General features: G+C 70.7%; 18 protein-coding genes. 8 read left to right on the forward strand and 10 right to left on the reverse strand.

Annotated elements, in window-relative coordinates; genetic code table 11:
• Positions 1–3: 3 nt before the first annotated feature.
• The 3 genes from OHS58_RS45760 to OHS58_RS45770 are packed head-to-tail and all read right to left on the reverse strand — an operon-like array spanning position 4 to position 2114.
• A complete protein-coding gene (locus tag OHS58_RS45760; protein ID WP_328646424.1) occupies positions 4–540 on the reverse strand; it encodes a hypothetical protein in 537 nt (178 codons plus the stop codon).
• A 7-nt stretch (positions 541–547) separates the two neighbouring features.
• Positions 548–1687, reverse strand: a complete 1140-nt coding sequence (locus OHS58_RS45765; protein ID WP_328646425.1) for a serine hydrolase domain-containing protein — start codon at positions 1685–1687, stop codon at positions 548–550.
• A 55-nt stretch (positions 1688–1742) separates the two neighbouring features.
• A complete protein-coding gene (locus OHS58_RS45770) occupies positions 1743–2114 on the reverse strand; it encodes a winged helix-turn-helix transcriptional regulator (RefSeq protein WP_326946830.1) in 372 nt (123 codons plus the stop codon).
• Positions 2115–2212: 98 nt separating this feature from the next.
• Between OHS58_RS45770 and OHS58_RS45775 the strand changes: the two genes are divergently transcribed.
• The 3 genes from OHS58_RS45775 to OHS58_RS45785 all read left to right on the forward strand — a co-directional run bounded on the left by OHS58_RS45775 (position 2213) and on the right by OHS58_RS45785 (position 5241).
• Entirely contained in the window at positions 2213–3061 is an 849-nt protein-coding gene (locus OHS58_RS45775) for an alpha/beta fold hydrolase (RefSeq protein ID WP_328646426.1), read from the forward strand.
• Entirely contained in the window at positions 3058–3879 is an 822-nt protein-coding gene (locus OHS58_RS45780) for a hydrolase (RefSeq protein ID WP_328646427.1), read from the forward strand. The genes OHS58_RS45775 and OHS58_RS45780 overlap by 4 nt, the downstream gene beginning before the upstream one ends.
• 138 nt (positions 3880–4017) lie before the next feature.
• Positions 4018–5241 carry a glycosyltransferase gene (locus OHS58_RS45785; protein WP_328646428.1) on the forward strand — a complete coding sequence of 408 codons (1224 nt, stop codon included), beginning with the start codon at positions 4018–4020 and terminating at the stop codon, positions 5239–5241.
• Between the two features lie 87 nt (positions 5242–5328).
• Here OHS58_RS45785 and OHS58_RS45790 read toward each other — a convergent pair whose 3' ends face one another.
• Both OHS58_RS45790 and OHS58_RS45795 read right to left on the reverse strand, forming a co-directional pair.
• Positions 5329–6462: a C40 family peptidase gene (locus OHS58_RS45790; RefSeq protein WP_326959841.1), complete on the reverse strand. Its 1134-nt coding sequence runs from the start codon at positions 6460–6462 to the stop codon at positions 5329–5331.
• A gap of 11 nt (positions 6463–6473) precedes the next feature.
• On the reverse strand, positions 6474–7436 hold the full coding sequence (locus tag OHS58_RS45795) for a nucleoside hydrolase (RefSeq protein WP_328646429.1): 963 nt from the start codon (positions 7434–7436) through the stop codon (positions 6474–6476).
• Between the two features lie 52 nt (positions 7437–7488).
• On the opposite strand from OHS58_RS45795, the gene OHS58_RS45800 reads away from it, so the two are divergent.
• Positions 7489–8244, forward strand: coding sequence for an acyltransferase (locus OHS58_RS45800; protein WP_326946835.1), 756 nt, complete (start codon positions 7489–7491; stop codon positions 8242–8244).
• 43 nt (positions 8245–8287) lie between these two features.
• A complete protein-coding gene (locus OHS58_RS45805) occupies positions 8288–8665 on the forward strand; it encodes a DUF6234 family protein (protein WP_328646430.1) in 378 nt (125 codons plus the stop codon).
• Here the strand turns inward: OHS58_RS45805 and OHS58_RS45810 are convergent, their stop codons facing one another.
• Together OHS58_RS45810 and OHS58_RS45815 are read right to left on the reverse strand one after the other, a co-directional pair.
• Positions 8666–9991 carry an APC family permease gene (locus OHS58_RS45810; RefSeq protein ID WP_328646431.1) on the reverse strand — a complete coding sequence of 442 codons (1326 nt, stop codon included), beginning with the start codon at positions 9989–9991 and terminating at the stop codon, positions 8666–8668. It abuts the gene before it with no gap.
• On the reverse strand, positions 9988–10860 hold the full coding sequence (locus tag OHS58_RS45815) for a carbon-nitrogen hydrolase family protein (protein ID WP_328646432.1): 873 nt from the start codon (positions 10858–10860) through the stop codon (positions 9988–9990). The genes OHS58_RS45810 and OHS58_RS45815 overlap by 4 nt, the downstream gene beginning before the upstream one ends.
• Positions 10861–10936: 76 nt before the next feature.
• Here OHS58_RS45815 and OHS58_RS45820 point away from each other — a divergent pair, with 76 nt between their 5' ends.
• Positions 10937–11641: a FadR/GntR family transcriptional regulator gene (locus OHS58_RS45820; protein ID WP_328646433.1), complete on the forward strand. Its 705-nt coding sequence runs from the start codon at positions 10937–10939 to the stop codon at positions 11639–11641.
• A gap of 423 nt (positions 11642–12064) precedes the next feature.
• On the opposite strand, the gene OHS58_RS45825 is transcribed toward OHS58_RS45820, so the two are convergent.
• Genes OHS58_RS45825 through OHS58_RS45835 form a run of 3 tightly spaced genes read right to left on the reverse strand, consistent with a single transcriptional unit; the run spans position 12065 to position 15381 of the window.
• A complete protein-coding gene (locus OHS58_RS45825) occupies positions 12065–12634 on the reverse strand; it encodes an NADAR family protein (RefSeq protein WP_247061826.1) in 570 nt (189 codons plus the stop codon).
• Positions 12635–12655: 21 nt separating this feature from the next.
• On the reverse strand, positions 12656–13912 hold the full coding sequence (gene ilvA / locus OHS58_RS45830; RefSeq protein ID WP_247061828.1) for a threonine ammonia-lyase IlvA: 1257 nt from the start codon (positions 13910–13912) through the stop codon (positions 12656–12658).
• Between the two features lie 44 nt (positions 13913–13956).
• Positions 13957–15381 carry a short-chain fatty acyl-CoA regulator family protein gene (locus tag OHS58_RS45835; RefSeq protein ID WP_247061829.1) on the reverse strand — a complete coding sequence of 475 codons (1425 nt, stop codon included), beginning with the start codon at positions 15379–15381 and terminating at the stop codon, positions 13957–13959.
• A gap of 229 nt (positions 15382–15610) precedes the next feature.
• On the opposite strand from OHS58_RS45835, the gene aceA reads away from it, so the two are divergent.
• The gene (gene aceA, locus OHS58_RS45840; RefSeq protein WP_247061830.1) at positions 15611–16888 is read left to right on the forward strand and encodes an isocitrate lyase; all 1278 of its coding nucleotides are present in this window, start codon (positions 15611–15613) and stop codon (positions 16886–16888) included.
• A gap of 95 nt (positions 16889–16983) precedes the next feature.
• Positions 16984–18591, forward strand: a complete 1608-nt coding sequence (gene aceB / locus OHS58_RS45845) for a malate synthase A (protein WP_328646434.1) — start codon at positions 16984–16986, stop codon at positions 18589–18591.
• Positions 18592–18721 lie beyond the last annotated feature (130 nt).

The raw sequence follows: 18721 nt of genomic DNA on the forward strand, positions 1-18721 counted from the left end.
GGGTCAGTGCTCCTCGGCCGTGCCCTGGACGTCGGCGCGGCACGCCTCCAGGAACCGTTCGCCCGCTTCGCTGATCCCGGTCAGCACCCGGTCGAGGCTTTCCTTGCGCACCACCGGTTCCTCAGCGTCCAGTTCGGCGAGGACGGCGTTCACGCCACCGCGGGCGGCCTTCCACAGTTCCTTGCCGCGCCGGCGCGGCTCGTCGGTGCCGAAGAGTTCCACCTGGTTGTAGGCCTTGCGAAGCTCGCCGCGGCGTTCGCGCCACCTGTCCTCGATCACGTCCCGGTTTTTCAGCAGCTCCGGGAACTCCGCCCGGATCAGCTGGAACGCTTCCTCGCTCGCCGTCGAGAGGCCGGCGTACGCCTTGACGCGCTCGTCGCGCAGCCAGGTGGCGCGGTCCGCCGCGCGCTTCAACGCTTCGGTCCGCTGGGTCGCCTTCAGCTTGCGACCCTCCACGAACGTCGTGGTCAGCAGGGTCAGTACGACCCCGCCGAGCGTCGCGCCCACGGTGATCAGCTGCGTGGTCGTCCCCGAGTCCATGCCGGGATCATCCCAGGGCGTCGTACACCGCCTGGACGTACGTGCCGCTGCGGTCGGAACCGATGACGCCCGGGCCCATCCGGTTCATCATGTACGAGATCGTCAGCCGCCGGTCGAGGTCCATGATGATCATCGAACCGCCCCAGCCGCCCCAGAAGCAGATGCGGCCGTCCGGGATCCACGGCACCGCCTCCCGCAGCGGCAGCCCGTAGCCGATGCCCCAGCGCAACGGGACGCCGAGCCCGAGGTCGACGCCGTTGGCCTGCTCCTCGAAGATCACGTCGATCGTGTCCGGGCCGAGCAGGCGGACGCCGTCGACCGTGCCGCCGCGGGCCAGCGCCGACAGCATCCGCGCGACCGACCGCGCGTTGCCGTGCCCGTTCACCGCGCCCAGGTCCGCGCGGCGCCACGCCGGCGTGTTCGCGACGTTCGCGTCGATGACCGGCCCGGTCAGCGTCTTGACGATCACGCTGTCCGCGCCGAGGGCCACGAGGTCGAACTCCGCGGGCGGCGGCGGGACGACGTCCGCGATCCGGCCCCAGTCCGCCTCGGCGGCCCCGATCTGGAAGTCGGCACCCAGCGGCCCGGCGATCTCCTCGGCGACGAACGCCTTCAACGGCTTCCCGCTCACCCGCCGGACGACCTCGCCGACCAGGTGCCCGAAGTTCGCCGCGTGGTAGCCCGAAGCCGTCCCGGGCGTCCACCACGGCGCCTGCGCGGCCATCCGGGCGGTCGACGTCGCCAGGTCGTAGAGGTCCTCGACCGTCGCGGGCTGCTCCAGGCCGGAGACGCCGGAAGTGTGCGACAGCAGGTGCCGGACCTCGACGTTCTCCTTGCCGTTGGCCGCGAACTCCGGCCAGTACCGCGCGACCGGCGCGTGGACGTCGAGGTCGCCGCGGTCGGCGAGCATCAGCGCCGCCAGGCTGGTCACGGTCTTCGTCGTCGACCACACGTTGGTGATGGTGTGCTCGTCCCAGGTCAGAGTGCGCGCCTGGTCGCGGAAGCCGCCCCAGAGGTCGACGACGACGTCGCCGTCGAGGTCGACGACGAGGGACGCGCCCAGTTCGTCACCGGAGTCGACGTTCTTCTCGAGCGCGGCGCGGACGTCGTCGAAGCGGGCGTCGTGCGTTCCGTGGATGTCGGTCATGCGAGCTACGGTAAAACCTGACATCGATGTCAGGGGCAAGGGTGAATGTCGTGCGTCATCCCGGGTCGAGGTCCCGCGCCCGGTCGACGGCCACCATGTTCTCCTCCGCCCAGTCCCGCAGCGCGGCGAGCGGCACTTCGAGCGACCGGCCCAGATCCGTCAGCCGGTAGTGCACCTTCGGCGGCACCGTCGCCTCCACCCGGCGCGCGACCAGGCCGTCGCGCGTCAGGCTCTGCAGGGTCACCGACAGCATCTTCTGCGAGACACCCGGCATCCGCCGTTGCAGCTCGGCGAACCGCACTTCGTCCGGCTCGGCCTCGGCCAGCACCTTGACCGCCATCGACGTCCACTTCGTGCCGATCCGGTCCAGCAGCCGGCGCGTCGGGCACTTCGGGTCGAAGAGGTCGCCTCGGCCGGAAGGGGTCACCTGGAGCTCACCACCTGTCGTGAAAGTGCCTTCTTGGCTCTTCGGACGCTGTTACCTATCGTTTGGTAGTAACCAATGGTAACTGCTGAGGAGACAGCGTGCGCGAGTATCGGGTCGAAGCGAACGGCATCGAGATCAACGTCGCCGACGCCGGGGAAGGGCCCGCGGTCCTGCTGCTGCACGGCTTCCCGCACACCTGGCGGCTCTGGTCACAGGTCATCCCGCACCTGGCTCGCGACCACCGCGTCCTCGCGCCGGACCTGCGTGGTCTCGGCGCGACCACGCGCGCCGACGGCGGCTACGACGCCGGAAACCTCGCCCTGGACGCCGAAGCCCTCCTCGACGCGCTGGGCGAGCCGACGGCGGCGGTCGTCGGCATCGACGCGGGCACCCCGCCCGCGTTCCTGCTCGCGCTGCGACGCCCCGAGCGCGTCCGGCGGCTCGTCCTGATGGAGTCGCTGCTGGGCCGGCTGCCCGGCGCCGAAGCCTTCCTCGCCGGCGGTCCGCCGTGGTGGTTCGGCTTCCACGCCGTGCCCGGCCTCGCCGAGACGGTCCTGGCCGGCCACGAAGCGGACTACATCGGCTGGTTCCTCGATGCCGGCACGCGAGGCCGTGGAGTACCACCGGAGATCCGCGAGCACTTCGTCGCCGCGTACACCGGGCGGGAGTCACTGCGGTGCGCGTTCGAGCACTACCGCGCCATGCCCGCGAGTGCCGCGCAGATCGCGGAGGCCGGCCGTCTCACGGTGCCGACCCTGGCGATCGGCGCCCACCCGGTCGGCGACACCCTCGCGAACCAGTTGCGGCCGATCGCCGACGACCTCACGGCGCACCTCGTCGAGGACTGCGGGCACATCGTCTCGCTGGACCGCCCGGACGTCCTGGTGCCGCTGCTGACTTCTTTCCTTGACCTCGACCTTGCTGGAGCTTCAAGACTGGCGCCATGACGATCTGGATCTGCGGAACCTGCGGGGTCGAGCACCCCGACACCGAACAACCCCCGGCCGGCGCGTGCGCGATCTGCGCGGACGAACGGCAATGGGTGCCAGCCTCCGGGCAGGTGTGGACCACCCTGGAGAAACTCGCGGCCGACAGCCGCGAAGTCGTGCACCACGAACTGGAACCGGGCCTGCACCGGTTCAACCGCGAACCGCCGTTCGGCATCGGCCAGTGGACGCACCTGGCGCAGACGTCCGGTGGCAACCTGCTGTGGGACCCGCCGAACCACCTCGACCCGGCCCTGGTCGCGAAGATCGAGGAGCTGGGCGGGGCCGCGGTGATCGTGGCCAGCCACCCGCACATGTACGGCTCGCAGGTCAGCTGGAGCCACCGCCTCGGGCGCGTCCCGGTGCTGGTGCACGCCGCCGACCGGCGGTGGGTGCGGCGCGAGGACCCGGTGCTGCGGGAGTGGTCCGGCACCGAGCGGGTCCTGCCCGGCGTGACGCTCGTCGAGGCGGGCGGCCACTTCCCCGGCGCCGCCGTGGCCCACGTCGGCACCGACACCGGCGGCGTGCTGCTGACCGGCGACACGATCGTGCCCGTCGTCGACGCGGGGTGGGTGACGTTCATGCGCAGCTACCCGAACAAGATCCCGCTCTCCGCTGGGCTGGTGCGGCGGATCGTCGACCGGCTCGAGCCGTACGAGTTCGATCGGCTGTACGGCCTGCTGGGCGGGACGGTGCTCGGCGACGCGAAGGGCGCGGTGCGCCGGTCCGCGGAGCGCTACATCGGCTGGGTGAGCGGTGCGAACGATCATCTCGGCTGAACGGAAATCGCGCACGCGAAAGAAGTATTTCCTCGCCCCCTTCAATTTATAGCCGACCCCGGGGCTTGCGGCAAGGCCGGGGTGATGCCGCAGAATGGCCCGCCGTAGGTCGTGAACAGGGGAAATGGGGATTCTTAAGTGCGTGTTTTGCTGACGACGTGGGGATCGCGCGGGGACGTCGAACCGCTGGTGGGGCTCGCGGTGGCGTTGCGGGAGCTGGGGGCGGAGGCGCTGGTCGCGGCGCCGCCGGACGACGATTTCGTGGCGCTGCTGGAGCGGGCCGGGGTCCCGCTGGTGCCGCTCGGGCCGACGGTGCATTCGGTGGTCGCCAACCCGAAACCGCCGACCGGAGCGGACGCGTTCAAGCTCGCTCCCGCGCTGGTCGCCGCGCGGTTCGAAACGCTCGGCGCGGTGGCCGGGGAATGTGACGTGCTGCTGGCGACCGGCCTGTTGCCGGCCGGCGCCCGGGACGTGGCCGAAAAGCGGGGGATTCCGTACGTGTACGCGTGTTTCCACATCTTCGGGCTGCCGTCGCGGCAGTTCGCGCCGGGGATGCGGCCGGGCACGCCGTCGCCTGAGGAGGAGACCGACCTCGAGGTGCGGTGGGCGCAGGACGCCGAGCGGGTGAACGCGCTGTACGGCCCGGAGCTGAACAGCCGGCGGGCGGCGATCGGCCTGCCGCCGGTGGACAACGTCCGCGACCACGTGTTCACCGACCGGCCGTGGCTGGCGGCGGACCCGGCGCTGTGCCCGTCCGAGGGCATGACGAACCTCGACCTCGTGCAGTCCGGCGCGTGGATCCTGCCCGACGACCGGCCGCTGCCGGCGGACCTGGAGGCGTTCCTGGACGCCGGTGAACCGCCGGTCTACGTGGGCTTCGGCAGCATGGCCGCGTACGCCCCGGAGGGCATCGCCCGCGAAGCCACCGAGGCGGCCCGCGCCCAGGGCCGCCGGGTGGTCCTGGGCCGAGGCTGGGCCGGCCTGACCGCGATCGACGACGCCGAGGACTGCTTCGTAGTCGGCGAGGTCAACCAGCAGGCACTGTTCCGCCGGGTGGCCGCGGTCGTCCACCACGGCGGCGCGGGCACCACGACCACAGCCGCCCGCGCGGGCGCGCCCCAAGTGGTGGTACCCCGGATCGCGGACCAGCCGTACTGGGCGGAGCGGGTGGCCGGGCTGGGCATCGGAGTAGCGCACGAGGGCCCGACCCCGACGGCCGAGTCACTGTCGGCCGCGTTCACCACGGCCCTGACGCCCGAGATGCGGACCCAGGCCCAAGCGGTGGCGAGCACAATCCGCGACGACGGAGCGACGGTAGCCGCGAAGACGCTCCTCGACGTCGCGAGCCAGGGACGTCAATAGCCGCGCGAGCCACGCCGCGCGCTGCACCCAGCGACGCGCGGCGCGGTTCGTTCGGCAACCAAGGGTCGCCGGCCCGCGCATCGGGGATCAGGCGGTCGGGCGGCCCGCTCCCGCGTAGTCGTCGCCGTCCTTGCGGTACGTGTGGACCTGCACGGCCTGGCCGGTCTGCGGCGCGTCGATCATCTGCTGGTTGCCGATGTAGAGACCGACGTGGTGGATCTTCGTCGTCGGCTCGCCGTAGAAGATCAGGTCGCCCAGTTGCGGCTCGGTCACGTGCGCCACGCTGCGGTACTGCGTGTCCGCCGTGCGCATCAGCTTGACGCCCGCGCTTGCGTACGCCGCCGTCGTCAGGCCCGAGCAGTCGAAGCCCGGGTCGCCGCCGCCGGTGCCGTTGCCGCCCCAGATGTAGGGGAGGCCGATCTTGTCGATGGCGAAGTTGACCGCGCTCAGCACCGCGGCGTTCGGCGCCGCCGAGCCCTGGCCGACCGTGCCGTAGACGTTGACCGTCGCGAGCGTCCGGTGCAGGAACAGCGGCGCCGACTGCAGCGCGCTCACCGAGTCCCACCAGGTCTGCCCCTGGGAGAGGTCGTGGCCGTCGGCGCACAGCGCGCGGCCGGTGGACAGCGCCGCGTCGTCGATGTTCTGCACGTCCGGGGTGCCGCCCGACGCGCTCGTCTTGTACTTCCCCCAGATCGCCGGCGACAGCTGCATCGGCCCGGCGGCGTTCGCCGTCGAGACGACCTTGTTGTAGAAGTCGCGCACCTCGACCGTGCCGAGCGGCTTGCTCAGCACGCCGGCGGCACCCAGCTGCCCGCCCTGCGCGCGGCCGTGGTCGGAGGTGACCTTCCCGACCGCCGCCAGCGTCACCCACGACAGGTGACAGCCCGGGATCTCCTTGGTCAGCGTCACCGTGGCCTGCGCGTAACCGGTCATCGCGCGCAGCGGGATGTCGAGCCACTGGCTGGTCTTCGACGCCCACTCGTCGAACTCGCTCGCCTGCGGCAGCTTCGGCTGCGTCGGCGGCGGCGTGGTCGTTTTCGGGACCACCGTCGGGACCACCGACGGCGTCGGCGCGGCCGTCGCGGCGGCGTTCTCGGCCGTCTCCTGCTTCGGCGCGAACTGGATCGCGACCACCAGCGCGGCCGCGATCACGACGACCGCGGCCACCACGATCCCGGCGCGGCGGCGGCGCGGCGGCGGCGTGTTCTCCGGAACGACCACGGGCTCTTCGCTCACCGCGCGGCTCCGGTCAGCCGGTCCAGCACGAAGCCGCGCAGGCCGTCGAGGTCGGTGTCCAACGCGACCTCGATCAGCCGGCCGGGGGAGAACTGCGGATCCTCTTCGCCGAGCCGTCGCCGGTCGACCAGGGTCTGGCCGCGCGCCGGGCCCAGCCCGCAGTCGACGTCGACGCGGTAGGTCTCGGTGTGCAGGATCCCGGGCGAGATCGCCTCGGCGACCGCGACGGCGTCGTGCATGACCATCCGGTCCTCGCCGAAGATCCGCGTGTAGTGCCGGCGGTAGGTCGAGGTGAGCCCCTCGAGCGTCGCGCCGATCGGCCCGGACGCGGCGAGCTTCGCCAGCCACTCGGCGTCGACGGCGCACCGGTGCGTGAGGTCCAGCGGCACCAGCACCACCGGGACGTCCTCCTCGACCAGCACCCGCCGGGCCGCCTCGGGGTCGCTCCAGATGTTGAACTCGGCCGCCGCGGTGCTGTTGCCGAAAGTGACCCCACCGCCCATGACCACCAGCCGGGCGATCTTCTCCCGCGCGCCCGGGTGGGCGGCCAGCAGCGCGGCGATGTTCGTGAGCGGCCCGATCGGCGCGATGGTCACCGGCTCGTCGGCCGCGTCGAGCAGCGCGAGCATCAGGCTGACGGCGTCCCGCTCGTCGAGCGGCCGGGTCGCCTCGGGCAGGGTGTCCGCGTGGCCGGACAGGCCGTCGCCGCCGTGGACCTCTTTCGCGTCACGCGGCTTCGAGTAGACCAGCGGGCGGGCAGCGCCGGCCGCGACCGGCACGTCGGTGCGGCCGAACAGCTCCAGCAGCCGGCGCGCGTTCGCCGTGGTCTTGTCCAGGGGCACGTTGCCGAACACGGTCGTCACGCCCAGGAGGTCGACGTCCGGCGAGACCGCGGCCAGCGCGATCGCCAGCGCGTCGTCGACGCCCGGGTCGGTGTCGATGATCAGCTTCGTGCCCATCCAGCTCCCCTTGCCTGTGAACCCGTCCCGCACACAGGTTACGGTCACCGGCATGACGTCGATGTGGGGTGCGCCCGCTCTTTCGCGGGTGCGGGCCTGGCGGCAGGCGCGCCGCGACCCGCGGCAGGCGAAGTTCCTGACCGCCGACTCGCTGCGCTGGGTCCTGCGCAACCACGCGTACACACCCTGGTACCTGGTCCGGTACTACCGGCTGCTCAAGTTCCGGCTCGCCAACCCGCACATCATCCTGCGCGGGATGCTGTTCCTCGGGAAGGACGTCGAGATCCACTGCCGCCCCGGCTACGGCCGGCTGGAGATCGGCCGCTGGGTCCACATCGGCGACGGCAACGCCATCCGCTGCCACGAGGGTTCGCTGCGGATCGGCGACAAGTCCGTGTTCGGCCGCCAGAACGTCATCAACTGCTACCTCGACATCGAGCTCGGCGCGGCCACCCTGGTCGCCGACTGGGTGTACATCTGTGACTTCGACCACGTCATTTCGGACATCCACGTGCCGATCAAGGACCAGGGCATCGTCAAGACGCCGGTCCGCATCGGCCCGGACACCTGGCTCGGCACCAAGGTCAGCGTCCTGAAGGGCACCCGCATCGGCCGCGGTTGTGTGCTCGGCGCCCACGCGGTCGTCCGCGGCGACATCCCGGACTACTCGATCGCGGTCGGCATGCCGGCCCGCGTCGTGCGCAACCGCGAAGACGACTACGCCGCCGACACCGCGCGCCGCGAAGCCGTCGCGGACATGGCCCGCAAGGCGAGCAAGGCCCTGCAGAAAACCCTCGGCGAGCAGTAGAACCACTCAGGCCCGTCATCGTCGATCCGGCCATACTGACCGGGTGGGGGAAGTCCGTACGCTCTGGGCCTCGGTCGTCCTGGCGCTGTGCGCGGTGGGCCTGCTGCTCGTCGTCCCGTTCCTGGTCCTGCAGGGGTTCCTGGCGAGCTTCCCGGTGTTCGGCACGAGCACGCACGAGGGCGACGGCTACCTGACCTGGGCGGCCTGGCTCGGCGCCGGGCTGCCGCTGGTGGGCGTGGTCGTCGCGGCGGCCACGCGGCGCCGAGGGTGGACGTGGTTCTTCGGGATCTGCCTTCTCGTGGCCGTCGCGGTCGCCGGGATGAACTGGGCCGGCCACGTTCGCCACGCGCCGCCCGCGCCACCGGGGCCGCGCCACTGCGTCGAGCGCAGCGGCGGCGGCACCGAATGCCCGGGCGGCTGACTACTCCTCGAAGGTCATCTCCGGCGGCGGCCGGCGGAAGCCGCGGGTGATCGCCGCCAGCACCACGATGCCGATCGCCAGCCAGACCACGCCGAAGATCAGCGCGATGCCGTCCAGGTTGACCAGTAGCCACAGATCGACCACGGCGCCGATCATCGGGAAGACCACCCAGGTCAGTACCCGTTTCCCGGACCGGTCGCGCAGCCAGGTCGCGATCACGCTGACGTTGACGAACGTGAACGCCGTGAACGCGCCGAAGTTGATGAACGACGTCGACGTGCTGACGTCCAGGGCCAGCGCGACCAGCCCGACGATCCCGGTCAGGACGATGCCGAACACCGGCGTCGCGAACTTCGGCTGGAGCTTGCCGAACACGCGCGGCAGCACGCCGTCGCGGCCCATCGCGTACATCAGCCGCGATGCGCTCGCCTGCGCGGCGATCCCGGACGCGAACTGCGCGACGACCAGGCCGGCGAGGAAGAACGACGCGAAGAGGTTGCCGCCGATCGTCGTCGCGATCTCGAACGCGGCGGACGACTCGTCGGTGAACGCGCTGCCCGGGTGGGCGAGCTGGGTGAAGTAGGCGAGCACGATGAAGATGCCGCCGCCGATCAGCGCGGTGAGGAGGATGGCGCGGGGGATCGTCTTGCGCGGCTCGATCGTCTCCTCGGTCAACGTCGTCACGGCGTCGAACCCGAGGAAGGAGTACGTCGCGAGCGCGGCGCCACCGGAGATCGTGCCCAGCGTGGCACCGGGGTGGAAGAACGGCTGCGAGCTCGCCAGCGCGTCCCCGACGTGCAGCACCTGCTTGATCGAAAGCACGACGAAGAAGCCGATCACCAGGATCTGGAACGCCATCAGCAAGAAGTTCGCCTTTTCGGCGATCTTGATGCCGAGGACGTTGAGGATCGTCGTCAGCAGGATAAAAGTGATCAACCAGATCCAATTGGGCACGCTGGGGAACTCGGCGGAGAGGTAGGCGCCACCGATCAGCCAGATCACCATCGGCAGGAAGAAGTAGTCGAGCAGCACCGCCCAGCCGACGAGGAACCCGGCGCGCGCGTCGACCGCTTTCCGGACGTAGGTGTAGGCCGAGCCGGCGACGGGGTGGGTGGCGGCCATCTTCCCGTAGCTGGCCGCGGTGAACAGCATCGCGACCAGGGCGAGCAGGTACGCCGAGGGCACCGTGCCCTCGGTCGTCGTCGCGACGATGCCGAACGTGCCGAGCACGATCAGCGGCGCCATGTAGGCGAGCCCGAACAGGACGACGCCGGGCAGGCCGAGGCGGCGCTGCAGGGCGGCCGGGGCCGCGGCCGTGGAGGTCATCGGTCGTCTCCTTCTCGTGGACGCCAGCGGTCCGGGTCGATCCGGCCCTGGTAGAGCGGCAGGGGCAGCGGCGCGTCGGCCGGGGTGAACTGCTCCCACATCCGGTTGGTGCCCGCGGTGCCGTCGCGTCGGATACGCGCCACCTCGTCGAGGTCGATCGTGTGCGCGAGGACGCCTTCGCCGGGCCCGGGCAGCGCGCCGAGGACGTCACCCTCCGGCCCGACGAGCAGGCTGTCGCCCATGCCGAACGGCCCGGCCGTGTTCACGCTGGCGACGAACACCTGGTTGACGATCGCGTTCGCCCGCGCCAGGACCAGTTCCTGCGCGCGGTCGGGGGTCGTGGTCTGGACGGGGTTGAGCACCACCTCGGCGCCCATCCAGGCGAGGTGGCGGGTCACTTCGGGGAACCACGCGTCGTAGCAGATCGAGAAGCCCACGCGCCCGGCGTCGGCCAGATCGGCGACGACGAACTCCGTGCCGGGGTCGTACGGCTCGTGCGGCCGCCACGGGAAGACCTTCCGGTACCAGCCGGCCAGCTCGCCCTGCGGCGAGAAGACCAGGGCGGTGTTGAACAGCTCGCCGTGGTCGCCTTCTTCGCAAACGGTGCCCGGAGCGAGCCAGATCCCCAGGTCACCGGCCAGTTCCGCCAGCTCCATCGTCCGGGGCCCGTGCAGCGGCTCGGCGGCGGCCCGCAGCTGCGCGGTGCGTTCGTCGCCCTCGCCCTCGACGCCGCAGAGGTGCAGCTCGGGGAAGGCGGCCAGGCGCGTGTCCGGAAACCGGCCCAGGACGGCTTCGACCTCGCCCGCGAACCCGGCCGAGCCGGGCCGGGGCGGCGCTTGCACCAGAGCGATCGGGAGTGGTCGCGGCATGGACGGAAAATAGTCCACCTTGAACACTTAAACAAGAGTGCTCAAGATGAGCAATTTGTGCGGTACCGTCGGGTTCATGGCCACGGCAGACCTGGACGCCCCCGCCCTGACCGGCATCCGGCGGCTGTCGGCGCTGGACACCGTCCGCGCCCGGATCGCCCTCGCCATCGAGCTGGGCCTGCTGAAACCGGGGGAGCGCCTGCCGCCGAACGGCGACATCGCCCAGGCTCTGGGCGTCGCCGAGATCACGGTGCGCCGGGCGCTGGAGTGCCTGGCCGAAGACGGCCTGATCGAGCGACGCCGAGGCCGCGGCGGCGGCACCCTGGTCGCCGAGCACCCACCGGCGGAGCGGGTCCGCGAGGTCGGCGCCTACCGCGAGTCGGCCGCGGAGGTCCGCGAGCTGATCGACCACCGCCTGGTCCTGGAGAGCGGTCTGGTCCAGCTGGTGGCCAGACGCCGCCCGGACGTCGAGCGCCTCCGGGCGTTGGTCGCTCGGATGGACACGGCGACGGGCTGGGCGGAGTTCCACGAACTGGACGCCGAGTTCCACCTGACGGTCGCCGCACCAGGCCCTCCGGCAGCGGTCCGCCAGTACGAGGCGGTGCTCACGGAGTTGTACCGGTTCTACCTGCCGTACCCGTTGCAGAAGCTGCGCGAGTCGAACCACGAGCACGCGAAGCTGGTGAAGGCCCTGTCCTCGGGCAACAGGGACGCGGCGACCCGGATAACCCGCGACCACGTGGGAGACCTGCACCGGACGATGTTCGTCGGCCTAGCCTGACCTGTGGATTCACCCCGTGGTCGAGTCCACGACCACGGCTCCGGGGCGTGGGTGGTCACGGATCGACCGGCGCCGGACCAGCCGGAGCGTGGTCCGGACCCGACGTCAGCCGAGCGGCCCGGCATGGACGCAAACCGACCGCATCTGAAGGCCGCCGCCGTCGTCGCGGATCGACGAGGGGCGTGTGGGCTAGACGGCCGGAACCAGTCGCGGCCGGAAACCAGCCGCGGCCGAAACCAGCCGCGGCCGAGACTTAGCTGTGGTCGTGAATCGCCCGCACCTCGACCGCCGCGACCGTGGTCCGTCTTCGGCCAACGCCAGAAGCCCGCGAGCCCATCCTCGAAACCCCTGGCCGTTCGGCGGTGATCATCGGCCGATCACCCCGCAGCACGACCCGCGAAACTCCGGCGCCCCAGGAGCAGGTCAGCGGTTGCGCAGCTGCTCGCGGACCTCCATCAGCGCGAAGCCGAGCAGGTTCAGCCCGCGCCAGTAGTCCGGCTTGTCCGAGTTCTTCTCCTCACGGGCGAGCCCGCTGCCCCAGACCAGGTCCTTCTTGGACGCTTCGACGAGCACGGCCTCGCCGGTGCCGAGGAGGAAGCGGCGCAGGTCGCGGTGTGCGCCGAACTTGGCCAGGTTGCCGTCGACGACGATGTCGTAGCGGTGCCGCTCCCACGTCTCGTTGTCGTACCCGGCGACCTCGCGGCCGAGGACCTTCGCCGTCTTCGGGTCGGGTGCCTGCCGGATCAGCTCGGCCTTCTCGTGGTCGCCGAATAGCTCGGCCTTGCCCGCCATCATGTAGTGCTCGGCGGACGGGTAGCGCACGCCGCCGGCCTCGAACGGGTCCACCCACCACTGGCTCAGGCAGCTCGCCGTCGCGCGCCCCGTCTTGGAGGGCGCGTGGCCGTAGAACAGCAGGTACTCGGGCTCCGCACCCTCGTGGACCTTTTCGCGCAACGCTTCGATACTGCGGACTCCGTCGACCTTCACAACCATCCGTCTAGTGGACCACAGCGCTCACAGCAGGAAGTGGAAGAGGGGGCTACCCGGCTCGATCCGCTCCACCTGCAGCGGGCTCGCGTCCATCCGGGCCAGCAGTCCTGGCAGGTCGGCCGAGCGCGGGATCTCGATGCCGACCAGCGCCGGCCCCAGCTCGCGGTTGGTGCGCTTGACGTACTCGAAGCGGGTGATGTCGTCCTCGGGCCCGAGGACCTGCTCCAGGAACCGCCGCAGCGCGCCCGGCTCCTGCGGGAACCCGACCAGGAAGTAGTGCTTCAGCTGTTCGTGCATCAGCGAGCGTTCGAGGATCTCGCTGTAGCGGCTGACGTCGTTGTTGCCGCCGGAGACCACGACCACGACCGTCTGGCCGGGCTCGACGTCGACGACCGAACCGAGCGAGGCCGCGGCGAGCGCGCCCGCGGGCTCGGCGATGATGCCGTCCGACTGGTACATCGCCAGCATCTCGGTGCAGATCGCGCCCTCGGCGACCGACGTCAGCTCGGCGCCGCTCTCGCGGATCAGCGGGTAGGTGACGCTGCCGGCGACGCGCACCGCGGCGCCGTCGACGAACGTGTCGAGCTCGGGCAGCCGCACCGGGTGCCCGGCGTCGAGCGCCGCGGCCATGCAGGCCGCGCCCGCCGGTTCGACGCCGACGACCCGGACGCCGGGGTGCCGTTCCCGCAGGAAGCTGCCGACGCCGGCGAGCAGCCCGCCGCCGCCGACGGGGACGACCACGACGTCGGGGACGAAGCCGAGCTGCTCGATCACTTCCAGCGCCACCGTGCCCTGGCCGGCGACGGTCCGGACGTCGTCGAACGCCGGCACCAGCGTCGCGCCGGTGCGTTCGGCGTCCTCGGTGGCGGCCGCGAAGGCGTCTTCGTACGTTTCGCCGACGACGATGACCTCGATGTGCGCGCCGCCGAGCGTCGCGATGCGTTCGCGCTTCTGCCGCGGCGTGGTCCCCGGGACGTACACGCGCCCGTTCGCGCCGAGCCGGCGGCACGCGTACGCGACGCCTTGGGCGTGGTTGCCGGCGCTGGCGCAGACGACGCCGAGCGCGCGCGTGACGTCGTCCAGCTGGACGATGAAGTTGTAGGCGCCGCGGATCTTGTACGACCGGACGGTCTGCAGGTCCTCGCGCTTCACCCAGACCTGGGCGTCCACCCGGGACGACAGCCGCGCGCTCGGCTCCAGCGGCGTGCGGGTCACCACCCCGGCCAGCCGCGCGGCGGCGTTCTCGATGGTCGCCGCGGTCACCGTGTCGATGTCGTGCACCTGGTTGAATGTACGACTCGCGCGTGAAACCCGACCGGGTGCCCCTACCCCTTCGGCACGGCCGGGTACGGGACGAACGTACTGGTGTTCTCGTCGACCGTGAGCTGCTTGCCGATCGTCGGGAACGCGCGCTGCGAGCAAGCCGGGCGTTCGCAGACTTTGCAGCCCATGCCGATCGGGGTGGCGGCCGCCGGTTCGTCCAGGTCCAGGCCCGTCGAATAGATCAGCCGTCCCGCGTGCCGCAGTTCGCAGCCCAGACCGACCGTGAACGTCTTTCCCGGGCTGCCGTAGCCGCCGATGTTGCGCGAAATCGTCCGCGCGATCCAGAAGTAGCTCTTGCCGTCGGGCAGCGTCGCGATCTGGGTCAGGATCTTGCCCGGCTGGGTGAACGCCTCGTAGATGTTCCACAGTGGACAGGCACCGCCGACGCGGGAGAAGTGGAAGCCGGCCGCGGACTGCCGCTTCGACATGTTCCCGGCCCGGTCGACGCGCACGAAGGAGAACGGCACCGCGCGGTGCTTGGGCCGCTGCAGGGTGGACAGCCGGTGGCAGACGGTCTCGAAGCCGACGCCGTAGTGGTCGCACAGCCGCTCGATGTCGTAGCGGAACCGCTCGGCCGCGGCCAGGAACGGTCCGTAGGGGAGGATCAGCGCCCCCGCGAAGTAGTTCGCCAGGCCGACGCGGGCCAGGGAGCGCGCGGCGGGGCCGGAAAACGCCCACGAATCGGCCAGCTCGGTGATCAGGTCGTCGTACTCGAGCAGGGCGATCTGCGAAGCCATCCGGAACGCCTGCTGCCCGACGCGCAGGCTCGGCGCGAGGCGCAACGTCCGGCTGAGCGGCTCGTAGCGGTGCTGCTGACCCGCGGCTTCGTCGATGCCGTCGCTGGTCACTTCGACGCCGTAGCGCTGGGAAAGGCAGTCCTTCAACGCGCTGAGCACCTGGCCGCGCTGCAGCGGGATGTCGGCCGCCATCTTCTCGGCGCGTTCGTCCAGCTCGGCGACGTAGTTCTCGCGCTCGTAGAAGAAGTCGCGGACCTCTTCGTGCGGCAGCGCCGACGCTGCGCTGCCGTGCAGGCCCAGGCCGTTTTCGGTGGTCAGCGCGGCGGTGTTCTCGACGGCGTTGCGGTAGCTGCGGTGCAGCTTGACGAGGGCTTGCGCGATCGCCGGCAGGTTCGTCGCCAGCTCGTTGAGCTCGCTCGTCGTGACGTCGACGCCGAGGGACTCGTCGAGCAGCGCCTCTTTGACGTCGGCCACCAGCCGGGACGTGTCGTTGTTGGCGAAGAACTCGGTGTCCACGCCGAACGCCTGCGTGATCCGCATCAGGACGGGCACGGTCAGCGGGCGCGAGTTGTGCTCGATCTGGTTGAGGTAGCTCGGTGAGATCTCCAGCACACGGGCGAGGTCGGCCTGGCTCATCGCCCGGCTTTCGCGGAGGTGCCGCAGCCGCGCTCCGGCGAAAGTCTTCTCCATCCGAGCCCGCCTTTCCGGAAGGTTTCCGGTCCTGAACGGTTACGTGAACGGTCAAGAACGCGGATTTTCGTGGCTGTTGCGAACCAGCGATTCGCAACCTTTGCAAAGAGCGTACGTACCCTTCGCACAAATTGGCAAATTGGACGACTGGATCGGATTTCCACTGGCGTGCGAGGGTCAGGCCAAGCAAGGCGAGCAATCGCAAACTTCGCAACACCGGGAGAGTCCGATGACCGAACAGGCCAAGCAGGCGGCCGCGGAGCTGACCGCGAAGTGGGCGAACGACCCCCGCTGGGCGGGCGTGCAGCGCTCCTACTCGGCCGAGGACGTCGTCAAGCTGCGCGGCAGCGTCGTCGAAGAGCACACCCTCGCCCGCCGCGGCGCGGAGAAGCTGTGGGACCTCCTGCACACCGAGGACTACATCCACGCGCTGGGCGCGCTCACCGGCAACCAGGCCGTCCAGCAGGTCCGCGCCGGCCTGCAGGCGATCTACCTGTCCGGCTGGCAGGTCGCGGCCGACGCCAACCTGGCCGGCCAGACCTACCCCGACCAGAGCCTCTACCCGGCCAACTCCGTGCCGGCCGTGGTCCGCCGCATCAACAACGCGCTGGGCCGCGCGGACCAGATCAACTGGGCGGAAGGCAACACCGACATCGACTGGTACGCCCCGATCGTCGCCGACGCGGAAGCGGGCTTCGGTGGCCCGCTCAACGCGTTCGAGCTGATGAAGGGCATGATCGCGGCCGGCGCCGCGGGCGTGCACTGGGAAGACCAGCTCGCGTCCGAGAAGAAGTGCGGCCACCTAGGCGGCAAGGTGCTGATCCCGACCAAGCAGCACGAGCGCACGCTGAACGCCGCGCGCCTCGCGGCCGACGTCCTCGACGTCCCGACCCTCGTGGTCGCCCGCACCGACGCGCAGGCCGCGACGCTGCTGACCAGCGACGTCGACGAGCGTGACCAGCAGTTCCTCACCGGCGGCCGCACCGCCGAGGGCTTCTACGAGGTCACCAACGGCATCGACCCGTGCATCGAGCGCGGCCTGGCCTACGCCCAGTACGCCGACCTGCTCTGGATGGAGACCTCGAAGCCGGACCTCGAGGTGGCGCGCAAGTACGCCGAGGCGATCAAGGCGAAGTTCCCGGACCAGATGCTGGCCTACAACTGCTCGCCGTCGTTCAACTGGAAGAAGCACCTGGACGACGCCACGATCGCGAAGTTCCAGCGCGAGCTCGGCCACATGGGCTACAAGTTCCAGTTCATCACGCTGGCCGGCTTCCACGCCCTGAACTACTCGATGTTCGACCTGGCGCACGGTTACGCCCGTGAGGGCATGACCGCCTACGTCGACCTGCAGGAGCGCGAGTTCGCGTCGGAGGCCCGTGGTTACACCGCCACGAAGCACCAGCGCGAGGTCGGCACCGGTTTCTTCGACCAGGTCGCGACCGCGTTGAACCCGACCAGCTCCACCACGGCGCTGAAGGGTTCCACGGAGGAAGCCCAGTTCTGACGCTCTTCGCGGGCCGGCGGCGACCCCTGCGCCGCCGGCCCGTGACCCCCACTTCCCTTCCCTTCCCTGCACAGCTCTGCTCGCGGAGGCACCCCATGGTTGATCGACTGAACTACCGCATCGAGGTCACCGGTCCGGTCGAGGGCCGGTTCGCCGAGATCCTCACCCCGGCGGCACTCGACTTCCTGGCCAAGCTCGACAACACGTTCGCCGGCTGCCGGCGCGAGCTGCTCGACGCCCGCCGCGTGCGCCGCGAGGAGCTGCAGTCGGGGGAGAAGCCGCTCGGCTTCCTGCCCGAGACCCGCCGGATCCGCGACGACGAGTCGTGGAACGTCGCGCCGACCGCGCCGGGTCTGGAAGACCGCCGCGTCGAGATCACCGGCCCGACCGACCGCAAGATGACGGTCAACGCGCTGAACTCCGGCGCGAAGGTCTGGCTGGCGGACTTCGAGGACGCGACGTCGCCGACGTGGCACAACGTGATCGACGGCCAGCTCAACCTCTTCGACGCTATCCGCCGCAACATCGACTTCACCACCGAAGCCGGCAAGCAGTACACGATCGGGGACGACCCGGCCACGATCGTCGCGCGGCCCCGCGGCTGGCACCTGGTGGAGAAGCACATCCGCATCGACGGCCGTCCGGTGTCGGCGAGCCTGGTCGACTTCGGACTGTTCTTCTTCCACAACGCCCGCCAGCTGGTGGCCCGCGGCGTCGGCCCGTACTTCTACCTGCCGAAGCTCGAGAACCACCACGAAGCGCGGCTGTGGAACGACGTCTTCCTGCTGGCGCAGCGCGAGCTCGGCATCCCGCGCGGCACGATCCGCGCCACGGTGCTGATCGAGACGATCACCGCCGCGTTCGAGATGGACGAGATCCTCTACGAACTGCGCGAGCACGCGGCGGGCCTGAACGCCGGGCGCTGGGACTACATCTTCAGCATGATCAAGAACTTCGCCGCGCACGGCGCCGACTTCGTGCTGCCGGACCGCGCGCAGGTCACCATGACCGTGCCGTTCATGCGGGCCTACACCGAGCTGCTGGTGCGGACCTGCCACAAGCGCGGCGCGCACGCCATCGGCGGCATGGCCGCGTTCATCCCGAGCAAGGACCCCGAGGTCACCGCGACCGCGCTGGAGAAGGTCCGCGCCGACAAGGAACGCGAGGCCGGCGACGGCTTCGACGGCTCCTGGGTCGCGCACCCCGGCCTGGTCCCGGTCTGCCGCGAGGTGTTCGACGGTGTGCTCGGCGGCTGGCCGAACCAGCTCGGCAAGCTCCGCGAGGACGTCGACGTCACCGCCGAAGACCTGCTCGACGTCGCGAGCGCCGGCGGCGAGGTCACCGAGGCGGGTGTCCGCGCGAACATCAACGTCGCGCTGCGCTACATCGACGCGTGGCTGCGCGGCACCGGCGCGGCGGCGATCCACAACCTGATGGAGGACGCGGCCACCGCGGAGATCGCGCGTTGCCAGGTCTGGCAGTGGATCCGCAACGGCACGAAGCTCGAGGACGGCACCGCGCTGACCCGCGAGCTGGCGGTCGAGTTCCTGGACGACGAGCTGGCGTCGGTCCGCGCCGAACTCGGCGACGGCCACCGCCTCGGCGACGCGTACCAGATCTTCACCGAGACCGCGCTCGGCGAGAAACTGCCGAGCTTCCTCACCACCGGTGCCTACGCGCGGTACCTCACGGACGCCCGGTAGCAGGGCAGTGCTTGATGCGCTCTCAGCGGTCGAGAGTGCTTCGAGCTCCGGCCGTCCCTACCTGACGAGGGACGGCCGGCACCACACCCATCTCGGGATGGTGTGGTCCGGAACTGGTCCGACGGCGGTG

The organism is Amycolatopsis sp. NBC_00348 (assembly GCF_036114655.1).
In the GTDB taxonomy this organism is placed as follows: domain Bacteria; phylum Actinomycetota; class Actinomycetes; order Mycobacteriales; family Pseudonocardiaceae; genus Amycolatopsis.